32 protein-coding genes are annotated in these 23,124 nt (G+C 58.8%); 2 read left to right on the forward strand and 30 right to left on the reverse strand.

Features of this window, described 5'->3' with window-relative positions:
* Window positions 1–118: 118 nt before the first annotated feature.
* From QT231_RS22645 to QT231_RS22790, 30 genes are all read right to left on the reverse strand, one after another.
* Complete coding sequence (locus QT231_RS22645; RefSeq protein ID WP_308339052.1) at window positions 119–3,406, reverse strand: hypothetical protein; 3,288 nt, start codon at window positions 3,404–3,406, stop codon at window positions 119–121.
* A 44-nt stretch (window positions 3,407–3,450) separates the two neighbouring features.
* Entirely contained in the window at window positions 3,451–3,576 is a 126-nt protein-coding gene (locus tag QT231_RS22650) for a GpE family phage tail protein (protein ID WP_308339053.1), read from the reverse strand.
* Window positions 3,577–3,608: 32 nt separating this feature from the next.
* Window positions 3,609–3,968, reverse strand: a complete 360-nt coding sequence (locus QT231_RS22655; RefSeq protein ID WP_308339054.1) for a phage tail assembly protein — start codon at window positions 3,966–3,968, stop codon at window positions 3,609–3,611.
* Between the two features lie 64 nt (window positions 3,969–4,032).
* A complete protein-coding gene (locus tag QT231_RS22660) occupies window positions 4,033–4,539 on the reverse strand; it encodes a phage major tail tube protein (RefSeq protein WP_064234060.1) in 507 nt (168 codons plus the stop codon).
* A gap of 15 nt (window positions 4,540–4,554) precedes the next feature.
* Window positions 4,555–6,060, reverse strand: coding sequence for a phage tail sheath protein (locus QT231_RS22665; protein WP_308339056.1), 1,506 nt, complete (start codon window positions 6,058–6,060; stop codon window positions 4,555–4,557).
* A gap of 173 nt (window positions 6,061–6,233) precedes the next feature.
* On the reverse strand, window positions 6,234–6,410 hold the full coding sequence (locus QT231_RS22670) for a hypothetical protein (protein WP_308339057.1): 177 nt from the start codon (window positions 6,408–6,410) through the stop codon (window positions 6,234–6,236).
* A 54-nt stretch (window positions 6,411–6,464) separates the two neighbouring features.
* Window positions 6,465–6,770, reverse strand: coding sequence for a hypothetical protein (locus QT231_RS22675; protein WP_308339058.1), 306 nt, complete (start codon window positions 6,768–6,770; stop codon window positions 6,465–6,467).
* Window positions 6,767–7,252, reverse strand: a complete 486-nt coding sequence (locus tag QT231_RS22680; RefSeq protein ID WP_308339059.1) for a hypothetical protein — start codon at window positions 7,250–7,252, stop codon at window positions 6,767–6,769. Before QT231_RS22680 ends, QT231_RS22675 begins: the two co-directional genes overlap by 4 nt.
* Before the next feature lie 17 nt (window positions 7,253–7,269).
* Window positions 7,270–8,106 (reverse strand): hypothetical protein, encoded by an 837-nt coding sequence (locus QT231_RS22685; protein WP_308339060.1) that lies wholly within the window; start codon window positions 8,104–8,106, stop codon window positions 7,270–7,272.
* Window positions 8,103–8,477, reverse strand: a complete 375-nt coding sequence (locus QT231_RS22690) for a hypothetical protein (protein ID WP_308339061.1) — start codon at window positions 8,475–8,477, stop codon at window positions 8,103–8,105. Before QT231_RS22690 ends, QT231_RS22685 begins: the two co-directional genes overlap by 4 nt.
* Window positions 8,474–8,728: a hypothetical protein gene (locus QT231_RS22695; protein ID WP_308339062.1), complete on the reverse strand. Its 255-nt coding sequence runs from the start codon at window positions 8,726–8,728 to the stop codon at window positions 8,474–8,476. Before QT231_RS22695 ends, QT231_RS22690 begins: the two co-directional genes overlap by 4 nt.
* Window positions 8,721–9,080, reverse strand: a complete 360-nt coding sequence (locus tag QT231_RS22700) for a hypothetical protein (RefSeq protein ID WP_308339063.1) — start codon at window positions 9,078–9,080, stop codon at window positions 8,721–8,723. Before QT231_RS22700 ends, QT231_RS22695 begins: the two co-directional genes overlap by 8 nt.
* On the reverse strand, window positions 9,077–9,604 hold the full coding sequence (locus QT231_RS22705) for a phage tail protein (RefSeq protein WP_308338995.1): 528 nt from the start codon (window positions 9,602–9,604) through the stop codon (window positions 9,077–9,079). The genes QT231_RS22700 and QT231_RS22705 overlap by 4 nt, the downstream gene beginning before the upstream one ends.
* Entirely contained in the window at window positions 9,601–10,551 is a 951-nt protein-coding gene (locus tag QT231_RS22710; RefSeq protein ID WP_308339064.1) for a phage tail protein I, read from the reverse strand. Before QT231_RS22710 ends, QT231_RS22705 begins: the two co-directional genes overlap by 4 nt.
* The gene (locus QT231_RS22715; protein WP_308339065.1) at window positions 10,548–11,447 is read right to left on the reverse strand and encodes a baseplate J/gp47 family protein; all 900 of its coding nucleotides are present in this window, start codon (window positions 11,445–11,447) and stop codon (window positions 10,548–10,550) included. The genes QT231_RS22710 and QT231_RS22715 overlap by 4 nt, the downstream gene beginning before the upstream one ends.
* Window positions 11,444–11,782, reverse strand: a complete 339-nt coding sequence (locus QT231_RS22720; protein ID WP_308338992.1) for a GPW/gp25 family protein — start codon at window positions 11,780–11,782, stop codon at window positions 11,444–11,446. The genes QT231_RS22715 and QT231_RS22720 overlap by 4 nt, the downstream gene beginning before the upstream one ends.
* 2 nt (window positions 11,783–11,784) lie before the next feature.
* Window positions 11,785–12,060 carry a PAAR domain-containing protein gene (locus QT231_RS22725; RefSeq protein ID WP_308338991.1) on the reverse strand — a complete coding sequence of 92 codons (276 nt, stop codon included), beginning with the start codon at window positions 12,058–12,060 and terminating at the stop codon, window positions 11,785–11,787.
* A 9-nt stretch (window positions 12,061–12,069) separates the two neighbouring features.
* Complete coding sequence (locus QT231_RS22730; RefSeq protein WP_308339066.1) at window positions 12,070–12,414, reverse strand: hypothetical protein; 345 nt, start codon at window positions 12,412–12,414, stop codon at window positions 12,070–12,072.
* Window positions 12,415–12,425: 11 nt separating this feature from the next.
* Window positions 12,426–12,902 carry a phage baseplate assembly protein V gene (locus QT231_RS22735; protein ID WP_308339067.1) on the reverse strand — a complete coding sequence of 159 codons (477 nt, stop codon included), beginning with the start codon at window positions 12,900–12,902 and terminating at the stop codon, window positions 12,426–12,428.
* Window positions 12,903–12,980: 78 nt separating this feature from the next.
* A complete protein-coding gene (locus QT231_RS22740) occupies window positions 12,981–13,436 on the reverse strand; it encodes a phage virion morphogenesis protein (protein ID WP_308339068.1) in 456 nt (151 codons plus the stop codon).
* Window positions 13,433–13,927 carry a phage tail protein gene (locus QT231_RS22745; RefSeq protein WP_308339069.1) on the reverse strand — a complete coding sequence of 165 codons (495 nt, stop codon included), beginning with the start codon at window positions 13,925–13,927 and terminating at the stop codon, window positions 13,433–13,435. The genes QT231_RS22740 and QT231_RS22745 overlap by 4 nt, the downstream gene beginning before the upstream one ends.
* A gap of 117 nt (window positions 13,928–14,044) precedes the next feature.
* Entirely contained in the window at window positions 14,045–14,395 is a 351-nt protein-coding gene (locus QT231_RS22750; RefSeq protein ID WP_308339070.1) for a hypothetical protein, read from the reverse strand.
* Window positions 14,392–15,204, reverse strand: a complete 813-nt coding sequence (locus QT231_RS22755; RefSeq protein WP_308339071.1) for an N-acetylmuramidase family protein — start codon at window positions 15,202–15,204, stop codon at window positions 14,392–14,394. The genes QT231_RS22750 and QT231_RS22755 overlap by 4 nt, the downstream gene beginning before the upstream one ends.
* A complete protein-coding gene (locus QT231_RS22760) occupies window positions 15,204–15,476 on the reverse strand; it encodes a phage holin family protein (RefSeq protein ID WP_308339072.1) in 273 nt (90 codons plus the stop codon). Before QT231_RS22760 ends, QT231_RS22755 begins: the two co-directional genes overlap by 1 nt.
* Window positions 15,476–15,817: a putative holin gene (locus QT231_RS22765; protein ID WP_308339073.1), complete on the reverse strand. Its 342-nt coding sequence runs from the start codon at window positions 15,815–15,817 to the stop codon at window positions 15,476–15,478. The genes QT231_RS22760 and QT231_RS22765 overlap by 1 nt, the downstream gene beginning before the upstream one ends.
* A gap of 19 nt (window positions 15,818–15,836) precedes the next feature.
* Entirely contained in the window at window positions 15,837–16,052 is a 216-nt protein-coding gene (locus tag QT231_RS22770; protein WP_308339074.1) for a tail protein X, read from the reverse strand.
* Window positions 16,049–16,519, reverse strand: coding sequence for a head completion/stabilization protein (locus QT231_RS22775; RefSeq protein WP_308339075.1), 471 nt, complete (start codon window positions 16,517–16,519; stop codon window positions 16,049–16,051). Before QT231_RS22775 ends, QT231_RS22770 begins: the two co-directional genes overlap by 4 nt.
* A gap of 114 nt (window positions 16,520–16,633) precedes the next feature.
* Entirely contained in the window at window positions 16,634–17,314 is a 681-nt protein-coding gene (gene gpM / locus QT231_RS22780) for a phage terminase small subunit (RefSeq protein WP_308339076.1), read from the reverse strand.
* Window positions 17,315–17,325: 11 nt separating this feature from the next.
* Entirely contained in the window at window positions 17,326–18,342 is a 1,017-nt protein-coding gene (locus QT231_RS22785) for a phage major capsid protein, P2 family (protein WP_308339077.1), read from the reverse strand.
* Between the two features lie 52 nt (window positions 18,343–18,394).
* Entirely contained in the window at window positions 18,395–19,204 is an 810-nt protein-coding gene (locus tag QT231_RS22790; protein WP_308339078.1) for a GPO family capsid scaffolding protein, read from the reverse strand.
* Between the two features lie 144 nt (window positions 19,205–19,348).
* On the opposite strand from QT231_RS22790, the gene QT231_RS22795 reads away from it, so the two are divergent.
* Both QT231_RS22795 and QT231_RS22800 read left to right on the forward strand, forming a co-directional pair.
* Window positions 19,349–21,139, forward strand: a complete 1,791-nt coding sequence (locus tag QT231_RS22795) for a terminase large subunit domain-containing protein (protein ID WP_308339080.1) — start codon at window positions 19,349–19,351, stop codon at window positions 21,137–21,139.
* The gene (locus tag QT231_RS22800) at window positions 21,136–22,197 is read left to right on the forward strand and encodes a phage portal protein (protein ID WP_308339079.1); all 1,062 of its coding nucleotides are present in this window, start codon (window positions 21,136–21,138) and stop codon (window positions 22,195–22,197) included. Before QT231_RS22795 ends, QT231_RS22800 begins: the two co-directional genes overlap by 4 nt.
* Window positions 22,198–23,124: the final 927 nt, after the last annotated feature.

Here is a 23,124-nt window from a genome sequence, read left to right on the forward strand (position 1 = left end):
TGGGCTTCCTGCCGCCATCGGGTTTGGCGTTGCAGCTCTTGATAGGCGGCGGTGTCGAGTGAGAACACGAACATGCCGTAAATCATCATCATCTGTCAGTACCTCAATCAAGTGCTCTTTAATCAATATCGTGGAAGGCGCTGCGGTGGCTTGCTTGTGCACGGCGTTCGGCATCGCGCAAGGCGCGCTGTACTTCGGCGTTTACCAGCCGTGCCAGGGCTTGCTCATCCATACCCGGGGCGGCGTGAATCTCGATGTTGATGCCGCCGTGAATCACCAGCCCGCCTTCATTGGGTTGGCTGGCGTGGCTTTGCAGCGGTGGCCGGGCGTCGATGTGTACGCCGCTGGTGTCTATTTGCAGTGGGTCGAATTGCGGCAGCTCTGGCCACTCGAACCCCAGCGCATCCAGTGTGGGCATTTCCGGCAACGTGGGCCGCTGGATATCTAACGCGCCTAGCTCTGGCAGCGTGGGAAGTTCAGGCAACGCGGGGCGCTGGATCTCTAACGCGCCTAGCTCTGGCAACGCGGGCAGTGTTGGCCGTTCGATGCGTAGCGCGTCCAGCGTGGGCGTTTCGGGCTTGGGTACGTCGGGCGTTGCCACCTCGCTATAGAGCGTGGGCATGGCTGGCAACGTGGGGCGCTGGATCTCTAAGGTGCCCAGCTCGGGTAACGCGGGCAGCGTTGGCTGTTCGATGCGTAGTGCATCTAGCGTGGGCGTTTCTGGCTTGGGTATGTGGGGAGTGACTACCTCGCTATAGAGCGTGGGTATTTCTGGCAATGCGGGCCGCTGGATCTCTAACGCGCCTAACTCTGGCAACGCGGGTAGCGTTGGCCGCTCAATGTGTAGCGCGTCGAGCGTGGGCGCTTCTGGCTTGGGTACGTTAGGCGTGGCCACCTCGCTCTCCAGCGTGGGTAGCGGGGGCGGGGTGGGTGTTTGAAACTCTAACGCGAGGGCGGGCGAGGCGACCCCGGCGCCCAGCATTAGCCCGGCGGCGGCGCTTCGTAGGCGATCCGTCAGGCTGCGCACTTGCTTAACGGGGCCATCGGCATCGGCTTTGATGCCGTCGCGTAAGCCACTGACCACGTCCAGGCCTATACTTTTAAACACACGGCTAGGGGAGTGGGTGTCGAGGCCGTCGCGGGCATCATCCTCCATGCCCCCGGTAATGAGACTCATGGCGTTGCTGAGCGCACTTTTCCCCTTCTCTAGCCCGTTGGCCATACCTTGGACGGTGTCGCGGCCAATATCCACGGCCGCGCTACCTACCTCGCGCACGGCGTTACCGGCGGCGCGGGCACCTCCTGCGATACCGTCACCCACGGCACGGGCACCGTTAGCAATACCACTGCCTATCCCGGCGGCAATCTCGCTGCCAGCCTCCCAGGCGTTGCCAATGGCGTCGCTCATCCATCCGGCGATATCACTGGCTAGCCCGGTGACGTGGTCGCGCAGCGCGCCCACCATGCCAGTGATGCCGTTGATCATGCCTTCGACGATATTGACGCCAAAGCCTTCAAATACGCGGCTGGGGGAGTGAATGCCAAGTACGTCGCAAAACCAGTCTTTTATGCTGTTTGCTAACTGATTGATGGCTTCCCGGAGTGCCGCCCAGCCATTGGTAATGCCGCCAATGAGGCCATCGACCACATAGGTGCCAACGTCCTTAAAGAGGTCGGGCACTTCAATCCCCAGGCTCTCGGCGACACTGACGAGGCCTCGCCAGATTAGGCCGACTGGCGACCAGTTCAATAGCAGCTTGGCAACACCGCCGATGCCGTCGCCAAAGGCGTCTTTCACCTGCTGCCATAGGCCCAGGAAAAAGCCTTTGATGGGCTCCCAGTATTTGTAAATGAGATAGGCGGCCCCTGCGACGGCGGCAATGCCTGCGATGATCCAACCAATAGGCGTGGCGGCCAAGGCTAGCGATAGCACTCTTACGGCGGCAGCCACTTTGGGAATCGTCATTGCGAAGGTGGCGATGGCCGACCCGGCTTGGGCGAGCCCGACCCCGAACGAGATGACGCTGAGCAGCGCCTTGCCTGCGAACAGCGAGCCCGCAATGATGGCCAGGTTGTCAAAGCCACCCACGGTGGCGGCAGCTTGGGTGGTCAGCTCGCCAAGCTTGACGGCGAAGGTCGCTACGCCCCGGCCCAACGACAGAATCGCAGGCACGGCACTTTTGAGCTTTTCGCCAAACTCGCGGGCGAAGGCTTGCACCTGGTCGCGGTTTTCGCGCATCCAGCGGGAGAGGTTGCGCATTAGGTCGGTGATGGCGGGCATCAGTTCGGCGCCGATGGTGTTCTTCATGCCAGCCATGCCGAGTTCGGCGTCGAGCATGGCGTCCTTGAAGACTTCGGCATCGCGGGCGGCTTCGTCACTGAGTACGTAGCCGGTCGCACGGGCATCCGCGCGCAGCTGGTCAAGCCCGGCACTCCCGTCTTTGAGCATGTTGACCATGGCGACGCCTTCGCGGCCGAAGAACTGGGCGGCAAGGGCGACTTTGTCGGTGTGGTTTTCCACCTGGGCGAGCCTGTCGGCCACCACGCCCAAGGCGGCATCGGGGGTAAGCTCGGCGAGCTGGCTGGCATTGAGGCCAAGCTGTTCGTAGGCCTTGGCGGCCGCGCCACCCCCTTGTCGTGCTTCACCCAGGCGCTTAACGAAGCGCTCGGTTGAGCTGTCCAGCTTTTGGGTGCTCACGCCGGAACGTTCAGCGGCATAGCGAAGCTCTTGTAGGGCATTGGTACTGATCCCCATCTTGTCGGCACTTTTGGCAACGTTGTCGCCTAGATTAGCCGTTGAATTGGCGATACCGAAGAGACCGGCCGCCGCAGCACCACCCGCGAACAGGGTGCGCCGCCCCAGGCGGCTTATCTCGCCGGTCATCGCATTAAAACGGCCGCTGATATTGGCGTCACCTAATCGCCGGAGTGCATCTTTCTGGCGTTCCAGGCGGCGATTGGTCTCAGCGATTTGCGTGGCGAGGGCGTCTTGCTGCTGTTTAAAGCCCCGTGCACCTTCGGCACCGGCGGGCAGCTCGCGGGCAAGCTCCCTGACACGGTCGCGGTTCTGGCGGTATTCGCCGCTAAGCTTTTCAACCTCACGCTGGGCACGTTCTTGTTGCTGGGTGAGTCTTCGCGTTGGCCCTTCGGTGCTTTCCAACTGGCTAGTAATTTTCCGAAGCTCTTCGCGCTTGTCTCTTAGTGCGTTGCGGGTTGCATGGCTTTGGCGCGACATGTCGCGGAAGGCGGTTAACTTTTTTTGCTGATCCTGCAGGCCGCGGAGCTGGTCTCGGGTTTCTCGCATGGCTCTACCCACGCCACCCGCGCCTTCCATTATTTGCCGCAATGGCCCGGTGGCTTTGTTTATCGCGCTGAGCGTGACGCTTAGGTTGAGGTTGTTGGCCATGCGGCCTCCTAAAGCAAAATGCCCCAATAAGGGGCATTTGGTGGTTATCGCCCGCGCTTTTTAGGCGTGTTGCGCTCGCGGGCTTTTTCCCGCCAGCGGGCTAGCTCTTCTAGCTCCATGCCATCCATGGCAGTGGGCGGCCAGTGAAAGACGAAGGCGATATCGGCCATGGCGTCTTCCACATCGTTGGGAATATTGGCGCTTACCCCTCGGCCCGCTTGCCCAACAAAAAATTTGAGACGGCGGTGCCTAGCTGCAGCAAATCGGCGGGGTCTAGGTCACGGCAGTCGGCCTCTGTGAGTGCTGGTTCGGTAATGCGCGGCAGTACTTTTTGCAGGCTGCGCGTATCCATGTTGAGCAGATCGACCAGGGCCACACCGCGCAACGCGCCGCTTAGTGGCTTTCGCACAGTGATTTCAGTCACGGCGTTTTTGCCACGCTGAATAGGTGTATCTAGTTCGATGGCTTTGGTGGGTACACCGGTGGCGGTGGTTTGCTCAACGGCTGGGGTGTCGATGGCTTGGGTTGGGGCTTGTTCTGGGGTTTGGGTCTTATCGGTCATGGTGCGTTCCTAAGTGTTGGGTATGGCCACCGGGGTGGCCGTGGGTGGGGAGTAGCCGGGCTGTTTACACCCCAAGGGCGGCGCGGCGCTCTGCCAAGCGATCCTTGCCGCGTACCTTGAAGATGAAGCCAGGTACGTCGCGCTCGATGACCTCTTCGCCATCGACCATTAACTTGAAGTAGCTCAGGGTGGTGGTGACGCTGATTTGGTTGTTGTCGCCTTTGCTGGCGTCGCCCATGGCGATGGTTTTGTGGCGGCCGCGCATGACGATCTCGACCGGGATAATGTTGCCGTCTTCGTCGGATTCGTAAGAGCCGGTCATACGCAGCATGGCGGCGTCGTGGATGGGGCTGCCGTAGCTTTCGTAGATATCGACAATCATGCCGCCTGCGACCCATTCGAAGGTTTGCAGCTCGTTGCCTTGATCGACTTCAATCGGGCCTTCCATGCCGCCGCCTTCGTACTCGACCATGCGGCGGGCGAGTTCCGGCAGTGTGAGTTCGGGGATCTGGCCCTGCCAGTTGTTGCCGTCTCCGAACAAATTAAAGTCTTTGAGGATGTGGGGTAGCATTTTTGCTTGCTCCTGTTAGGCGTTGATGCGGTCGGCAAAATCGACAAGGTATTGGTCGGTAATGCGCTGCTGCAGCATGAGGTTTTCCAGCGGCGGCACGGGGGTGTAGTTGTAGTCGATGTAGAGCTTGCCGCTTTTCAGCACTTCCTTGCTGTTCAGCTCGGGGTCGAACCACGCTTCACCGCCCAGGATGTAGCCTTTACGGGTGAGCTCTCGGAACTTGGCGTTGATGCCTTCGATAATGTCGCGCACCAGGCTTGGGTGCATGGGCTTGTCCACCGCCCAAAGGTGGGCTTCGGCGATGGTGTCGGCGAGCACCTGGGCTGTGCGGGTGTAGGACTCAAACGCGAATAGCGGGTCTTCGGTGCAGGTGCGGGAGCCCCAGAAACGAAAGCCGCTTTTGTTGATTAGCGTGGTGACTTCAGCGGCGTTGAGGTAACCGGCATCGGTGGCGGGATCCTGTAGATCCCAAAACACGTCGTGGGTAATGCCGGTGACGCTGTTGACCGGCATGTTCGAGATGGTTTTGTGCCAGCCGATTTCGTTATCCAGCCGGGCGCGGTGGCCAAGAGCTTTGGCGACGGCGGAGAGGGGGCGTGACTCTTCGGCGGCAACGTCAAACGCTTGCCAATTGGGCCAAATGACCATTGCCTCGCGCGCCCCGAATTTTTCCCGGTACATACGAGCGTCTTCTTTGGTCTCGCACCCGTAGGCTGACACGTAGGCGAACCCACGCAGCTTCTGGGCGATGCTGACCAGGGCGGTGGCAACGCTTTCGTTATCCAGCTCCGGCACGCCGAAGATGCGCGGCTTAACGCCAAAGCGCTGTTCGGCGGCGAGCAGTGCCTGAATGCCGGTTTTCTGGCCTGTGGGCGTGACCGTGCCAATGATGTTGGCGGTGGTTTCGCTTTCGTCTTGGCCTTCTTCGACACGCACCACGACGCACAAGGCGCGGGTTTCTTCGACGATAGCCCGAAGCGAACGGCCAAGGGTGCCGTTGGTACCGGCATCGCCAATGGCACGGTAAATATCGGTGATCAGTACAGGCGTATTGAGGGGGAAGGGTTCGTCAACGCCGCCGGTAAGGGCGACTCGATTGGCGGTGGCGGCGATGCCTTGGCCATCACCTTCCGTTGCCACAGTGACCAGCGCGGCGGCAGCGGCTTCTGCAGCGACGGCGGTGGCGACTTCCTCGGCAGTGCTGAGGATTTCGCCTTCGGCATCGGTGGCTAGACTGACGGTGATGTGCTTTTCATCGACTGTCACGTTGATGGCGGCGGAGGCTTCGCCGGGGTTTAAGTGAGTAACGCGAACCGCGTTGCCTTTGATACCCACGCTGGCGGCGGTATAGGTGAGATTGCCGGTTGCGTGGATGCCGCTGATTAACGCGGCGGCGCGCGCGCCCAGGTTGGCGTTTGGTGCGGTGGCGACCATCCCGATAATTGCGGTGGCAATGGTACGGATGGGTCGCGTGCCTTCGTTAATTTCAACGACGCGGACGCCGTGATGATAGTCAGACATTGGGGCTTGTCTCCTGCGCAGGTTCAAGCGGGGTTAGTTGGCGGTTCTAGTGTTGCCATGGTGTGGGGCTTACGCGCGGGAGGGTAGCGGCGGGCGTTGTGCGGGGAGTGGGGGACAGAAAAGGGTAGCGGGCAGGCAGTAAAAAGCCCGCCGGGTTGGCGGGCCTGAGTGGGTTATTGAGAGAGGGCGAATTTGATTCGCACTCGCTGTTCGGGCTTTAAACCGTCAGGATCCTCAAGCCAGTGCATCAACTTCATTCGCGATTCGTCGCGGCGTGCTGGGTTTCGATGATCATCGAGCGAAGCGATGAGTTGATCGATGGTTTTGTCGTCTGTCGTCGTCATGTTCATGGTTAACCTCCTGTTTATGACAACGTCAGGTTCTCGTCACGACAGTCTCGGCGTCTAGTTCAGCAGCGGGATGAAACGCGAGAATAATGCCACCAGCAAACAGGCCGCGAGGGGCGAGAGCACATCTAACGCCGACTTTATCGTCCAGCCACGCCAAGCGCCCTCATACCAATTAACCGGCGGCACTTGGCCCCACGTCCAGCCTCGCCGGTGTGCCACTCGGTATTCGTTCTGGGCAATTTCACGGCCCAGAAACAGCGCCACGGCAACACTACCGGCTATCCACATACCCATGAACGGGAACAATGCGATCTGGATCAACACCGCAATCAGAGCGTGTTCAAGCTGGGATTTGTTCATAGTGAGCTCTCTGGCGGACGAATGGCGTTGAGCGCTGCGACCGCTTCTTTGGCAGCCTGCTCAGCGGCTTCGATGGTTTCAGCACGACTAACCGCTGCCTTACCACCAAGACGAACGCTTCGAATAGCCCCGAGCGCTTGCTCCCATTGTTCGGCGGTGGCGACGATCTCCTGGGCGGCGGCTTCGGCGCTGACTCCAAACATATCGATGTGATCCTGCACGCTGGATGGAATCGCCGTTTCATCCTTACCACCCGCTAACCACTCGCTGGCTTCCTGCTTGGCCAGCAGGTACTCCTGGTCGATATAGCTGCCGGGGCTGACGAAGGCGGCGCGGGCGTTGCCTGCGACGGTGTCGATATCACGGCCGAGTTCGTTATTAAGGGCCGAGATGATTACTTCGTTCGGGATACCCTTTGCAGCCGCTTGCTCAAAACTCAGGCCGTAGTGCTCATTGCCTGCATAGCTTATAACTCTGATCATAATTGACTTCCTATTGTTTAAAGGGCAGTGCCATCGAGGTTGGTGAGAATGTTTGAGTTATCGGCTTTGATCGGTAGTAGATCTCGCCATTTCAGTTGCCCAAGGAGGCTCGTTGCGTTGACGCTCAGTCGCATTTGAATACTCAAGCTTGTATTGCCACGGTTATAAACCAACATGCCGTGACCGTTGTCGTTGGCGGTAACACTGACACTTGAAGTATTAAAGTGAAGATCCGTTGCGTCATACCCCGCATAAGCGGTGACCAGCGGGGCATTATTCAGGGCAACATGTGAGCCACGAATAAAAATATCCAGCTTGCCAAGATTTGACTGGACTAGCCCTGCCTGGCTGGTTAGCTCTGCACCGTTGTCCCTATTAGATATATTCATATCCACTTGGACGAATGTGACATTACCCTGAGTCAGGAGAATGCCGCTGTTCTTATTAACCCCTGCATCAGGGTCAAAATCTGGCTGCCATTTCAAGACTGGATTAGGCCCATCCAAAGCACGAGCTCGAATAAGCACCGAGTTATTGGTTCCGGCGAGTAAACGCCCACTTTCTTCAAATGTTTGTCCATTGGCTAAGTAGATATTAACCGAGGTGCCCGGAACAATGAGTTTGTTGACCGCTGCTATAGTCTTTAGCGGGCTTCCAGAGGTGCCATTGTTAGTATCACTACCGGTTTCAGTATCTACAAAAATATGCGCCGTCGCGTTATCACGAATGGCTTTAGGGACAGAAGCAACCGCTTCATCGACCTTCCGATCAATCCCCTTCATCTTATTAGCGACTTCGCTGGTCAGCTTATTGGCGGCGCTCACCAGCGCGGTGATTTGGCTTTCTAGGCTCATGTGGCCTCCTGGTCTGTGGTGGTGCTGTTTTGGATAGTGGCGGCGCCTTGGGTGAAGGCGTCAGTTAAAGCGGTGAGGGCTTCGCCGAACTGGGTTTCGATGTCGCCCACCTGGGCCTTGGTGGCCTTCTTGGCCAGCTCCTCACTAATGGTGGTGGCGAAGTTGGGGTTGTTGCCCAGCGCTTCGGCCAGCTCGGCGAGGGTGTCCAGGGTTTCCGGGGCACTGCCGATCAGCGTGTGTATGCGCTGGTCGATTTGCGCCGTGGTGGGCACGTCGGCTTTATTCGCCTTGTTGCGCAGCTTGCCGTCGATCACGCCCAGGGTGTGGGTGACGGCCTGGCGTAGCGCGATGAGGTTTTCATCAAAGCTCATGGGGTGGCGTCCTCCTGGGCGGCGATCATGCCGCCGTGGTGGCTAATGGCGTCGGTGAGCGCGGCCATCATGCTGCCGAGCTTCTGGGTGGCGTGGCGGGCTTCATCCACTTGGGCAAGGATCTCCGGCGAGAGGGTGCCGGGTGGGCCTTGCGTGCCGTGGCTGAGCACTTGGAAACGCTGCGGCGCGGGCAGGTGAACCGTGACCGAGCGCGCGGGCATATGGACGGTTAAGCGAGTGGCGTTACTCATGAAGTACCCCCGGCGTTAGCTGGAAGTGGCCGCGTAGCAGGCTGTACACATCACCAGAGGGGAACGTGACGCGCAGCTCGTAACGGGCACCCGACCACTCCGGCGATATGGCGCCTGCTGTTTGCTCGGGGCGGATATGCACGCTAATGCCGCCTTCGCTGGGTACCAGCTCGATACCGTTGCCGGTTTCGCAGCTGAGCAGCGGCGCGCCCTGAGTCGTGGCCACCACGAACACAGCTTCGCAGCCGGTAAGGTCAATCGGCGTGGCGGCTGGCTCTTCGTTGGCCCATGCCGCGCTGAACCGGTACGTGGTACCGGCCACCATGCTGATCGTGGGGGCCTGGGTGCTCATGGGCGTTTCTCTAACTCATTCACGCGGAACAGCAGATCCACCTGGCGGGCCATGTTGTCGACGATGGCCGCCGCGTTGGCGGTGTACTGTTCGCCCCAGGCGGCCAGCGACAGGTTCGCGCCGGTGCCTTCCACGGTGACGGATTCAGCGGGCAGGGCGTCCAGGCGTAAATCGAACGCCAGCAGCAGCGGTACCGCGTTGGAGATGTAGGCCAGCGGCTGCGAGTCTGACCAGACGGCGAGCAGGGTGCCGTCTTCCAGAAAGAACCCCACCTCATGCACCCAGAATTCGGGGCCATCGCCATCGACCACGCCGGTGAGGTGGATTTGGTGGGCGCTGACGCGTTGGCCATCGGCGATGCTGACCCGCCTGCGTTCGTTGACCAGCTTGAATTCGTTCTTGCTGGGATTGCGGGCGTTGTCGCCGATGGCGATATGGGTAATACGTGCGGCTAGGCCATCGCTCTCGGCATTGAATACGGCGGCGAGGCCCGCCGTGGTAATCACGGGTACCAGCGCTGTCATGTGGTGCTCTCCATGGTGTGATGAGTAACGGCAAATCCGCGACAGGCACCGGCGACGAGCAACGATGCTGCCGGGAGGTTGGCCTGGGCTACAGAATCGGGCAGGACGGTATCGGGTGCGTTGGCCATAAGCCGACGAGTGACGGCAAGCCCGCGATAGGCACCGGCGACTAACAGCGATGCCGCCGGGAGGTTTGCTTGGGCCACAGCATCAGGCAGGTCGGTATCGGGTGCGTTAGCCATGAGCCGACGAGTGACGGCCAGCCCGCGGTAGGCACTGATAATGGCGAGCCACGCCGGTGAAAGCGTGGCGTCAGCCGTTGCCTGTGCCGCGCGGCGAGTCAATCCACCGGCCTGATGAATTGACGTCACGGCCACGTCGGCGGCGATCTCAAGTGGCGGTTGGGTCGGGCGGGCATCGTTGCGGGCTAAACCGGCGGCACGCTGGGCGCTGGCCACGCCAACACGGCCAGGGCCGAAGTCAGCGGAAAGATCGAACATATAGTGGCTGCGCAGGTTCTTGGCGCTTTGAATGGCGTGGTGAATCTGCTGGTAAAAGCTGCCGCTGAGCTGGTCGGCCACTTCGCGGTTGTCGTTCAGGTGCAGCCGGGCGCGGAAGGTGCCGGGCCGGGTGGTGGGCTGTTGCTCAAACCATTCAGTGAGCGTGACCTTAATGCCCATGGCGGCCAGGGCTTTTTCCACCGCTAAGCGGGTGCCTTTGATGCGGTGCACGGCAAAGCTTTCGGCGATCACGGCGCGCTTGGTGGCCTCGGGCCAATCGGCTTCCCATACGTCCACCGAAAATGCCCAGGCCAGAAACGGCAGCAGTTCCGCCGGGCAGGTGGCCGGGTTCCACAGCATGCGCAGCGGTACCGGCAGGGCCAGCGGGTGCGAGGCGGCAACGCGGGCTTCCAGTGGGCTGCGATTGGGCGGTAACAGGTGAATCATGGCAGCCGCTCCGTGGTGATGTGAATCGCGGTGCAGCGGGGCGCCTGGTGCGGTTGGCTGCGTAGATCCTGCCAGTTGCGCAGGGTGACGTTTTCCACGCCCTGCACGGTGAGCGCGGCGCCAATGCCGGAACGGGTCACCCAGGTGCCCAGCTTGTAGCGGGCATCGGTGTAGGTGTTTAGCTCCCGGCGCGCTTCTTCAATCACCAGCTCTGCATCCGGGCCGGGGCGCAGGGTTAGCGTGGCGTTGATGGTGTAGTCGACCCGGTCGGCGGGCTGCAGGGTGAGCCGGTCTGTCAGCGGCCGGAAGGGTTCTAGGTAGTCGCGCACGGTGTTGAGCAGTTCAGGTGTGGCGATGCCGTCGTTTTTGCGCGATAGCACAGTCAGCACCACATCCACCGGCTCGGGGCTTTCCACCGCCACATCGCGCACATCTGGATGCGCGGCCGCGGCGTGGAATTGGTAGGCGCCTACCGGCCCGGCAACGGATAGCCCCTCAAACGCCAGCTGGATACGGGCGCGAAAGTCGCGGTCGTGCTCAAACGTGGGCGGTACCGGCGGCACGGCGTTGGGGTCGCCGGGGTCGAGCATCAAGCGGGTGACCTGAAAATTAGCGCCCATCTGGTCAAGGTCACCACCGGCAGCGTAGGCCAGCATCACCGCGCGGGCGGCGTCGTTGATGCGCTCGCGCAGCAGCAGTTCACGGTAGGCGTTTTCTTGCAGCAGCTTGGTGAGCGGTTCGCTTTCAAGGGCCAGGGTGTTGGCCAGTTCTTCCCGTTCGTCGCTGGGGGTGAGCTCGATCAAGCGCGCTTTGCGCTCGCTAAGCAGCGCTTCAAAATCCAGCGGTTCGATCACATCCGGCGGGGTGATCTGGGAGAGGTCGATGGGGGTGCTCATGACAACGGTACCTCGACATGGAAGCGCTGGCCGTCGTGGGTTTGGGCGTCGATTTCCAGCCAGGCGCGGCCGTGCTGGCTGGCATCTAACTGGCGGTTGACGCGTAGCACGCGCACGCGGGGCTCCCAGCGGGTAATGGCCATCACGCTGGCGGCGTAGGCTTGCAGCAAGGTGGTGTCGTTAAGCGGCTGGTCGATCAGTTCCGGCAGCAAGGAGCCGTACTCCCGACGCATCACGCGGGTGCCGATGGGGGTGGTGAGAATGTCGCGGATGCTTTGCTGGATATGGGCCAGTCCGCTGACCAAGTGGCCATTTGATGTGCGCATGCCTGCCATGGTTAGCCCCCTACAAACACATTGGGCGAGCCGGTGGCCACCAGCGAACCGCAAGCGACCGGGTCGCCGACGCGGCCCTTGGGGCGGCCGTTGACGAATACTGTTTTGGAGCCCGCTGCTAAGACGGATTCATGGGAACAGTGACGCGCCCAGGCATCGGCCACCCGGTGGCTGGGGATGCGGTTTACAAACACATTGGGCGATCCTGACACCGACGGCCTTGGGGAGCATGAGCCGTGGCCTGTGCAGATGTCGCCGACTCGGGTAGCAGCGGGCATGGTGTTCTCCTATAGCGGCGTGGGGGCCGCCATTTCCTGGCGCACGTTATCGAGTTGGTCTGACTGTTTGAGCGCGTTAATCATCGCGGCGCGGCTTAGGCCGCCATCGCCTTTCGTGATGGGGCGGGTGAAGATGCCCAGCTGCTCTTGGCTGGCCCGTTGGCGGAGGTGCTCAAGGGCTAAGGCGATGGCGTGTTGGCTGGTGGCCAGCGAATCGCCGTCGGCTTGCTTTCCGGCATACAGCGCTTCACGAATCAGCGTGAGTTCGTCGCGGATCTGCTCACCGACGGCGATCATTTGCGCAAAGTCGTCGGTGTAGTCGATAACGTTTGCATCGCTGGTTTTAACGCCCATGTGATTGCTCCTCAGTTTTCATAAATATTGCGTCCCTTGAGGTGCATATCGCCGCTGGCGGTAATGCGGATCTCGCCGGTGGCGTTGATGGTGATATCGCCGGGGATATCGACCATCAAATGATGCTCAACGTGGTGGTAGTCGATCACCGCGCCGTCGGGCATCACGGCGTGGAAGTGGTCGCCGTTGTCGCTGGGGGCGGGGTGTAGGCCACGAAACAGGCCGGTAAGTACCACGCCTGCATTGAGATCCCCACCGGGTGAAATAACGATGGCCTGCTCATCGACCGTGGGTGGGCACCAGGTGCGTGTGGTACCCGCGCGGCTTTCGATCCAGTGCAGCCAGCCGGTGGTGATCTCGCCAATATCGACCCGCACGCGGGGCGGTACCGGCGGCACGGCATCGGGATTGCCGTAATCCACCTCGGCGATGGTGCCGATGCGAATCAGGTTGGCGATAAGGCGTTTAAGTTCGGCGACGTTGTTCATGCCGCCAATGGTGGAAGCGTTACGCGCGGATGGGTAGCGGCGAGCGTTGTGCGGGGTGGCTAGGACAAGTGACGGTGTTTAGGTGGGCGCTGTTAGGTGGTTGAGCACGCTGTCGGCGATGCGTTCGCTGTCGGCCGGTGTAATGCCCACCAGCTCCCGGCGGGCGTATTGGTGTTGTGGGCCGCCTTTCTCGACGCGGTCGCGCAGGCCGTAGTGGTGTACGCGGGCAATGCGGTTGATGTGGCCAAGGAAACCCACTTCAGCAGCGTCTGCTGTGGTTTTGATCTTGAGGTATTTAGCGGTTCTTAGCTTGGTGAACATCGCTTTGCGGCGGATGGCTCCGCTGCGGCCGCGTAATTGGGTGCGGGGTTCATAAGGCGTCCCGTCGGGGTTGGTTTGGGCCTTGATGCGGTTGCGGTTGGCGATGCGTAGATCCCGCGCGACTTCCCTTGCCAGCACCCGGCGCTCTTTGGGGCTGAGCTTTTCAATCAGCGGCGTTAGCCAGCTTTCCAGCTGCTGGAGGTCGTCACTCATTCGCCGCCGCCTGGGCTTCGCCATTCGCTTTTGAGCTGGTGTTCCGAATCGCTAGGGCCTTTGACGTATAGCTGCCAGCTTTTTGCTGGGCAGGCATCCACCGGGTATTCGGGCATGCGGTGTTCGGCGTTGATGCTGCCGGTTTCACAATTGACTTTGGCGACGACGCGCTCGGTAAGTCGCACGGTTAAGGCGAGATCCCAGTGGGTGTTGTTGAGGATCTCGGCCTCAATCTGGACGGCTTCGTCTTCGACTAAATCGGGCTGGTAGCTGTTAAGCCACTGCAGCAGGGGAATCATCACCGTGTCTAGGCTGCCGCTGTAGTCGGTGATGATGATTTGGGCATCGACCGTGTACTGGTGGCTAAGGTTGGTACCGCGCGCGAACTTGATCTTGCCGTCATTGACGAAGGTGTGAAGCTGCTCGGGGTTACGTGCTAATTCAGGAACACTAGCGAGTATATGCGCCCTTAGGTGCTGTAATTTGATCATTGTAGTGTTTCCACTAGTCCGTTGTGGCGGGCTGCGCATGCGTGGTACTCCGCTGCCCAGGCGCTCATTTTTAGTGTGACATCGCCACCGGTGCCGTCTGTGAGGTACGGCAGTGTTTCAGGGCAGCGCTGCATTAGGTTCTGTTGTATCGGGCGCTGTTCCGGCTGCGGCGTGGTTGAGCAGGCGGATAGCGTCAGGCTCAAGGCACACGCGCTGATAAATGGGCTTCTGGATTTCACGGATGATTCCCCGATCAATGACACGTTCGTTTGCGGTTAGCTCGCTTAGGCGCTGTTCGACGTGGGCGGCGATCTTGGATTCGCGTTGCATGCTTGCGTCGATGGCTTTTTGGGCGGCGCGTTCGGCTGTGAGCTGGGCGCTTTCGTTTTGCCACTGGGAAACTTGCCAACCAGCGGCGAAGGTGGCCGCCAGGGCGGCGGCGCTGACTAGGAGGGTGAGTTTGTTCATGCCGCCAACCTCATTCCTTCGGAGTGGCGGCGGTAGGCGGCGGCGAGCTTGGTGTCGTAGTCGTTGGCGGCGTAATTGGGGCCGTTGTAGCGGCTGGCGAAGCCTGCCCAATCGTGGCGACGTAGCGCGGCGTGGATGCCTTTGTCTTTTTCAATGAAACGGACGAAAGCACCAAGCTGGTTGGCTTCATTGATGGCCATGTCGGCGGCGTAGCTTTCCGCTGACTGATAACCCAGGCGCTTCCAGTGGAAGCCCATTATTTGAAATAGCCCCCAGCTGGCTGACTCGATTGAGGCGGCGGTATGGATCTTTCCCGCACGCTCGCGCCGGTCGTGTTCTCTGTGGCCACCAATGTAGCCGCCGGGGCTGGCGTTGACGATGTCGGGCTGGGCGCGCTGATACTGCAGCGGGTTAATGCCGTGGTGCTGTAATTGTCGTCGCATAATGTGACGTTCAAACAGAATAACCGGCGCGCCATTGTGTGGGCCACCGAAGTGGAAGCCACTGCCGCGGCTTTCTACTTCGTTGACCGCCATGACGGCAGCTAGCTCTACGCCTAATCTGTCGGCGGCGTCTACTAGATCAATCTGTCGAAGTAGCCGTTCGTTTTTCTGGCCATGGAGCAGGGCGCGGGTTTTTGGGCCTGCAATGCCGTCGGTGACTAAGCCTTGTTTGCGCTGGTAGCTGCGCACAGCTCGCATGGTTTCATTACCAAAATTGCCGTCGACACCTATGTCATAACCGACGGCGTTAAGCTCGCGTTGCAGGGCGGTAACACTTGGGCCTATAGAGCCTTGGCGTAGCAGCATTATTGCCTCCGAAGGGGGCGGATGAGGTGAGCGACGTTGCCGTCGGTGCGGATGACACCCACGGCCAGGGCGACCATTGCGGTGGCGATGAGCCAGCGGGCTAACTCTGGCACCGATGGGCCGTACACGGCGGCCACTGGCATTGCCACAATGATTAGCCACGCGGTAAGTGCCACGCCTGGGCGGTAGCGCCCCGCGCGGCGGCGAAAGGTAATTAGCCGAGCAATGACAATCAATGTGGCGGCTGCAGTGATGATGTAGGCGATGCTCATTAGCGACCCCCTAGCCATTTTTTGATGTCGAGCGTTTTTACTCCCTCAATTGCTCGTAGCCCTGCGGTTACGGATACGGCGGAGGCAATGAAGGCGGCCACGGCGGTGTGCTCGAGCATGCCGCCGAACGTTGCCGGGCCGCCTAGGTAGCCGATCCAGAATGAAATAAACAAGTAGGCCAGACGCTCTATGATGCCCAGCTCTTTTGCGCTGATGACGAAAAGCGTGGCGCCGCAAAATGCGCCCACCACTGCGTTGGCGTCTATGCCGGGTAGCATGCCGATCACCACGGCGGCGAGGCTTGCTGTTCCGGCGGCTGCCATGGTGCTTGGTTCGGCCATGTAATCTCCTGCCTTCTGCTCAGCTCCAAAGCTGAATGGGTTGTTTCATCGTTTCGCGGGCTTCCGGTGGGGGCGGCAGCGTGACCGGTGTTCCCTCTTTTAGTACCGGCCCTTGCTCTACGAGGTGCGGGTTTAGCTTTAGCGCCTTCTCAGTAATTTCGGCAGTTTTGCCGTAAACGCGGTAAAGCAAGGCATCTAGCGTTTCGCCCTGGTGGGCGTGGGCCACGCGCTTCATATCAGCTCGACCGTTGTGTGGTTACGGCCGGTAAGTTCAGCGATAGCCCAGCGGGCGTCGGCTCGGTAGTCGTCGGCGGCGAGGTCTTTAGCTTCACCGCGTTCGTCGCCTTCGCCGGTAGCGGAGGCGTCTCGGTAGCGTTCGAGTAGATCCGCTTGGGCTTGGGCATACACGGCGCGCATGTAAAGCAACTGAATATCGCCGGGTGTTTGCCAGGGCTCGGGCGGAATGGCATCGCAGGCCATGCGGCCCGCCTGCTGGTGGGCGTGCTGGTAGTCCGCTAGTTGGCGGTTGATATCGGCCGTGGCGGCACGTAGTGCATGGCGGATACGCGGTGGCGTGACTTTGAATACACGCTCTTCTTCAATGAATTGGTTAGGGTCGATATCTGGCCAGAAGCCGTTATTGATAATGACTTCTAGCGCTTGACTGGCTTGGCTGGCTTGGTTGGTGCCGTTGAATATCATGCTGGCCACCTGTTTTTCCGATCGGTTAAAGAAGGGGGTGGATCACTTCGCGCGAGGCTGAAAGCCCTTGCTTAGCGATGCCCCCTTGCCGTCGGGGTGCGACTCGGTTGGCGGTCAGGCGTTGGCCTGGTCGCCCTGTTTTTTGATTGCGCTTTCTAGGCGCTGGATATCTTGCTTGACGCCAATTTTGTCGTTCAGCTCTAACGCGCGTTTGAGCTGGGCCAGGGCGCCTTCGTTGTCTTCGGCGGCGCGGAGGGCGTAGCCGTATGACTTGTGCACTTTGGCTTTGATTTGGTCGTGCATGTCTGCATCGCCGACGATGGCAATGCAGCGGGCCATGACGTTAGCGAGGGCGTCAGCGTCGGCATCTTCTTTTTCAAGCGATGCTTTGACGCCTTCGGCGATCTCTTCGGCCAGGATGCTGACGGTGTCGCGGTCGTATTGGTCGGGCGTATCTAGGTTGTGTTTCACCGCGTAGGCTCCAATTTCCATGGCTTTTTCGTAATCGCCTATGTCGATACACCAGACCATCAGGGTCATTAGCACATCATCTTTTGCGCCTTTGCCTTCGGCTAACACGCCGTTGATGTAGGGCATGAATTCGGGCAGCAATTCACGCTTTTTCTCGATCTTGGCTTCAATCGACCGGATTGCTTTTAGCGTGCGGCGGGCTTCGTAGAGCGCGCGGGCGTGGAGTTCGTATTGCTCGCCTTGTTGCTGCTCGCCTGGGGTGGCGGCGCCCGCCGCTTTCGCGGCGGTCACTCGCTGGAAGTGTTTACGGGCAGGGCTAATCATTGGCTACTCCTTTAAACAGACCAGTCGCCGAATTTGATGTTTTCGACCAGGCAGCCAAAGCCGTAATCCTCAATGACGTATGCGTCATTGCTGGATTCGAAGTTTTCAATGCGACTGCGCTTAGGGTTCTCTACAAGATGGCGACGACGACTACCGTTTTGCCAATACATAGAAAGGTTTTCCGGCGGCGTGATCAGTAGTGTGCCATCGGGCATGAAGGGCACTCGGGCGGCTTGCTGGCCACCCATGCGCTTCTGACTCAGGATCATATCCAGGGCGCGCTGCTCGGTAGGCGCTTGGCTTTGATTGATCAGCGGGAAATACTTATCAGCGAGAATCTTGCGACCACAGATTGCACGGATATCGGTGCTTTCTCGGAACCAGGGGTCAAGCATTTCGTTTACTACGTCATAGACCAGCGCATCTAAGTTTTCATAGTCGCCGTTCGGCCCTACACGCACTTCACCAACATTGGCGCCCTCACTGAGCACACGCCCCGGCGCATGAATGCGGTATTGCTGCAGCCAACCAATGTTGACGTCTTGCAACAAAGGATTGGCTACGCGGTCGGTATCCGTGGCCGCCGTAGTTCCGTTTAGGCCAATCATGATTCGATCCAGCGCTTGCTGACGAACTATTGCATTACGCACGCGGGTCTGGAAATCCGGAAACTTGGCCCAAGCGTCCAGCTTTGCCCAGGTGATGTGTGTGTCGAACTCAGTGGAATAACACTCGTAATCGTGCGCTTCAAGAGAAGCCACGTCGCTGGTGGTACGGTCGTTTTGAGTGGTGTCTGTGCGGCTGGCGATCGGCCCGGTGACACCTAGACCTAGCTTCTGCCCTTTGAGCTCATCCACGCCAACGATGTTGATAGAACTCAGGAACTCGCTTGATTCCTGAATTTTGGTTTCCAGCGTCTGCTGCACCGATGGTTCGATGGCGAATTGTTCTTTTGCGCTGGGCACGCCTGAGAGTTGAGCGATTCGTTCTAGCAGACGGTTATAAGCAATACGGGTATCTTTGCGCATTTTAATTCCCTTGAAATTAGTGCTCTGGCTAGCGGCTATTGGTTAGCGGTGCTTAGCAGTCGGTTTCAACTTCACCGCCGCCGCCAGTGGCCGGGGCGCGGTATGAGGTGTCAGGTTCGTTGTCGAGCTTGGCGTACAGCTCATCGAAGCTTTTTTTCAGCGCGTCGTGTTCGGTTTGTAGCTTGCTGAATTGCTCGGCTGTGGGGCGCTTTTCCAGCTCTGCATGCATGGCGTCGTGACGCTTGGCGAACTCTTCGAACGCGCCTTTGATATCCGCGCCGAAGGCTTCAAAGCCTTTGTTGGTTTTGGCGTCTTGACGGCTGAACAGGCTTTTTACAAATTCGCCGATGCTGGGCTTGGGCGTTTCCTCTTCAAAATCGAAGTCGACTTCCTCTGCAGCAGTGAAGAGGTTTTCAGCGTGTTGCTTGCGACTCGCCAGCGGCGATTTATCGCCCGCTTCGCGGCTGAACTTGATCATTTCGGTGCCGAGCGAGGCGGGGGAGTCGGTGACCGCCAGGCCTTCCAAATAGGCTTCGCCGGTATCGCCGAACTTGGGATTGACTTCAATCGAGCTGTAAACCTTTTGGCGCTTTTTGTTCAGCGCTTTGAGTTCGTCGGTGGGGTCGATTTCGGCGAACAGGGCTAGCTTGCCGCCGTCCACTTCTTTGGCTTCTAGCGATAGGACGTCGCCCATTGCACCAAATGCGCTATCTGGGCCAATGCCTCGAATGTGCTCTACCCATATGCGGGCCCCGTAGGTTTTCGGGTCGTAATTGGCGGCCATTTGCTCGATCCATTCACGTTGGATCTCGCGGCCGTCGGTGGTTGCGCCTTCGGTGGCGACGCGGAATGACTTGGGCATGTTGGGCTTCCTGGGCTGATTTGCGATTGATAGCGCCAAGGTTCCGCGCGTAAGCCTTCCGGCTCAACGGGTGCGCGTTGTGCGGGATATTTTGGACAAGTCGGGGCAGGCGTGAGCATCGCGCGCGGCGGGTACGCTGGCGGCATGACGACGACAGCCCCCTCCCCGATTTTGAGCGCCGATGAATCGCCGCGTATGACCGCCCGCCATTTGTACTGGCAGGGGTGGCGAGTCGCGCGTATTGCTGAGGTGATTAACGAGAAACCCGCGACGGTGCATAGCTGGAAAGCCCGCGACCGCTGGGAGGATGCCACTCCCACCGAACGTGTAGAGCTCTCACTTGAAGCGCGGATGGTTCAGCTCATAGCGCTGCCAAAAAAGGAAGGTCACCACGTCAGGGAGATTGATCTACTAGGGCGACAAATGGAGCGGTTGGCAAGAATTCGCCGGTACCACGAAACGGGTAGCGAAGCGGATCTTAATCCCAACATCGAAGCTCGCAACGCTGGGCCTAAGAAGAAGCCTAGGCGCAATGCGTTGGATGAAGAGCTGATGGAGGCGTTGGAAGTCGCGTTCCTAAATTCGCTGTTTGAATATCAGAAGGTTTGGCTTGATGCGGGTCATAAGCATCGCATCCGTAATATTCTCAAAAGTCGCCAGATTGGCGCAACGTGGTTTTTCGCCCGCGAGGCCATCGTCGATGCGTTCAAAACTGGGCGTAACAAGATATTTCTTTCTGCTAGCCGCGCCCAGGCGCATATCTTCCGCAATTACATTATTCAGTTCGTCAAAGAGGTTTGTGATGTCGAGCTGAAAGGTGACCCTATCGTTTTGGATAACGGCGCCGAGCTGCATTTCCTGGGTACCAACTCCAAAACCGCTCAGGGCTATCACGGTGATGTGTATCTGGATGAGTATTTCTGGATTCACCGCTTTGCCGAGTTCCGCAAGGTCACCAGCGGCATGGCCATGCACAAGAAGTGGCGGCAGACGTACTTTTCTACGCCGTCGAGTGTTGGCCATGAGGGTTACCCATTCTGGAACGGTGACCTGTTCAATAAGCGGCGCAAAAAATCCGAGCGTGAAGAGTTTGATATTTCTCATGATGCGCTGAAAGACGGGAAGTTATGCCCTGATGGCCATTGGCGGCAGATCGTCACCGTGATGGACGCTATCGCGGGCGGCTGCGACCTGTTCGACCTTGATCAATTGCGGCTTGAATACTCTGCTGACGAATTCGACAACCTGCTTATGTGCGGCTTTGTCGATGATAGCCAAAGCGCCTTCCCGCTGACCGTGATGAAGAGCTGCATGGTCGACAGCTGGGAGGTTTGGGACGACTACCGGCCATTTGCCCCGCGCCCCGTTGGTGATCGGGAAGTGTGGATCGGTTACGACCCGACCGGCACCGGTGAGGATGGCGACGGCGCCGGGCTGGTGGTGGTATTGCCTGCGCGTACCCGGGATGAAAAGCACCGGGTATTGGAGCGGCACCGGCTCAAGGGGCAGGACTACGAAGACCAAGCCGCGTTTATCGAAGCGTTCCGCGACAAATACAACATTGGGCATATCGGCATTGACGTTACCGGCATTGGCGGTGCGGTAGCAGAGTATGTTGAGAAGTGGTTCCCGACTGTCACTAGATACCGCTATGACGTCGCGCTAAAAGCTCAAATGGTGCTGCAGGCTCAGCAGATTATCAGCAAAGGTCGCTTGGAGTTTGATGCTGGATGGTCGGATCTCGCCGCGGCGTTTATGTCGATTAAGAAAGTGCTTACCAAAGGTGGCCAGCAATTCACTTACATAAGCGGCCGTAACAAGTCGACTGGCCACGGAGACTTGGCGTGGGCGACTATGCACGCACTTAAATTTGAACCAGTTGACGGCCCCGCCGAAGAAGGCGTGGGCAAATCACTTATGGAGATGTACGAATGACGACTACCGCTGCGGCCAAGCCGCGCCACCGGGTTTATGCGTATGAGACTGAGAATGCCGCGCCGGTGGAGGCCACCGGCGGCGGGCGAATAGAGGCGTTTAGCTTTGGTGATCCGGAGCCGGTCACCAGCATGCGTGATATCTGGTATGAGGGGGTTTGGCTCACACCTGATGAGTGGTACGAGCCGCCGATCCCGCTAAGCGTTCTGGCTAAGAGCTACCGGGCCACGCCTCACCATGGCAGCGCAATGCAGGTTAAGCGGAATATTTTGCTTAAGACGTTCGTGCCTCATCCGATGCTAAGCCGTCGCGATTTCAGCGCGCTGGCTCTGGATTATTTAGTGTTTGGCAATGCGTACCTTGAGGAAGTTAAAGGCCGTTTGGGTCGGCGGTTGGCGTTGAAGCATCGCGCGGCTAAGTACATTCGCAGGGGTGATGATGACCGCTATTGGTGGGTACCCAACTACATGGAGCGCATCGAGATACCGGAAGGGCGCACCATTCACTTATTGGAGCCCGACATTGATCAAAGCATTTATGGTGTTCCTGACTATATCGGCAGTTTGCAAAGCGCCTGGTTGAATGAAAGCGCGACGCTGTTCCGCCGCCGGTATTATCTGAATGGCTCACATGCGGGTTTTATTATGTATGTGAACGACCCCGCCCACGATCAAAAAGACATCGACGATATGCGCAAGGCGCTGAAGGAGAGCAAGGGGCCGGGCAACTTCCGCAACCTGTTCTTATACTCCCCCAGGGGTAAGAAGGATGGCGTTCAGATTATCCCGGTTAGCGAGGTGGCGGCTAAAGACGAGTTCTACAACATCAAGAACATCACCCGGGACGATCAACTGGCAGGGCATCGGATACCACCCCAGCTAATGGGCATCATTCCACAGAATACCGGCGGCTTTGGTGACATCGAGAAAGCCGCGCGCGTGTTTGTGGCCAACGAGCTTGAACCGCTTCAAGCGACGATGCGGGAGATAAACGAGCATGTTAGTGAAGAGGTTGTGAGGTTTGACCCGTACACGCTGGCAGATCCCAACGAAGAGTAAAACAGCCATCCAATCGCAGCCGCCCACCTGGGCGGCTTTTTTGTGCGCACACACGAAGCCAAAATTTAAACGAGACGCATTAGCCCTTTTATTAGCTCTACGATTCGTTTTAAGCGCTCCTGTCCTGACCCTATCCCGACCACTCGCAAAATCAGAACGCGCCCTGTGCGCGTTGTGTGGCCCGTCTAGGTGCCAATACTAGCGACCACAACCTGCGCCGCGCCGTCCCCCCCACGCCCGCGGCTTTCGCTAAATATATATGTTTTCATGCACCGGTAAAAAGGCTGCGAAACCCAGTATCTGGGCGGCTTAGCGCGTTTTTGTGGTGGTTTTTTTTATGCGTTTTCATGCGCTTTTATGCACTTTTTGCAGTGTTCAGTGAAAAGGCGTGAGGTAGTCAGCGGCGAGCATCGCTAGGATGGTTTTACGATTACCCTCCCAGGTTCGTTCATCGACAAAATCGGCGATGACGGTGGGCATTTCGGCGCAGGTAATCCATAGCTCTTCGGTATCGGCAGGGAGTAGGTGAAGCGGGTTAGCTTTGGCGATAGATTATGCATTAGACACTTTCTCCCTAATTATTCCGCTTGGAACCTATTTGGAACCTGAAAAAGATAACAGCAAGAAGGCAGTCTCTTTGTTTTTTTTATAAGTTATTGTTTTAAATTTAGTTTTGTTGTTATTGGAAAAGGTGTTAGAGCTTGTTGTCTCTGCCTTCCCCAGGCATCTCTGCGCAGTATCCCCCATGCTGTGCAGACTCCCATCAGTTTGGCCGATCCAGTGGATCGGCTTTTTTTATTGTGCGCCAGGCATGGCGCGCAGCGCCTTGACTGGCGCTGTTCCTGGGGGTGGTGCCTCAGGATGACTTGGGGGTGAAAGTCCCCTGCACGCCCGGCAAGGGGAAGTGCTAGCCGACGGCAAGGGTGT

The sequence above is a fragment of the Halomonas sp. SpR1 genome, from assembly GCF_031010175.1.
GTDB lineage: Bacteria > Pseudomonadota > Gammaproteobacteria > Pseudomonadales > Halomonadaceae > Vreelandella.